Source organism: Sphaerotilus sulfidivorans, assembly GCF_013426975.1.
GTDB classification, from domain to species: domain Bacteria; phylum Pseudomonadota; class Gammaproteobacteria; order Burkholderiales; family Burkholderiaceae_C; genus Sphaerotilus; species Sphaerotilus sulfidivorans.
The window spans coordinates 1-570 of record NZ_JACCPY010000086.1; the positions used below are offsets into that span (position 1 = coordinate 1).

1 protein-coding gene is annotated in these 570 nt (G+C 64.6%); it reads right to left on the reverse strand.

Features of this window, described 5'->3' with window-relative positions; translation table 11 throughout:
• Positions 1–570 (reverse strand): calcium-binding protein (locus HZU84_RS20040; protein WP_375139048.1); only part of this gene is annotated, 570 nt, incomplete at both ends.

Below are 570 nucleotides of genomic sequence, written 5' to 3' on the forward strand. Positions count from 1 at the left end.
TGTCGTTGCCGTCACCGCCGTCGAGCAGATTGGCGATCTCGCTGCCGGTGATGCGATTGTTCAGGGCGTTGCCTGTGCCTTGCCGTGCCGCACTGCCGCTGAGCACCAAGGTTTCCAGATGGTCGCCGAGCGTCCAGTCGATGGAGCTGCGCACGACATCGGTGCCCTCGCCGAAGTTCTCGATGATCTGATCGGTGTGAACGTCGACGATGTAGGTGTCGTTGCCCGTGCCACCTCGCATCGTGTCGCTGCCTGCGCCGCCGTCCAGCCAGTCGGCACCGTCCTGCCCGATGAGGCTGTCGTTGCCGTTCTGGCCATACAGCGTGTCGTTGCCGTCACCGCCGTCGAGGGTGTCGTTGCCATCGCCACCGGAGAGGCGATTGACGGCTGCATTGCCGATGATGATGTTGTCGAGGGTGTTGCCGTTGCCGGTCAGTGCGGAGCCTGACAGGGTGAGGTTCTCGAGGTTGGCGCCGAGGGTCCAGGAGACGGAGCTGATGACGGTGTCGGTGCCGGCACCGGCCTGCTCGGTGATGCGGTCGAGGCTGCTGTCGACCAGGTAGGTGTCGT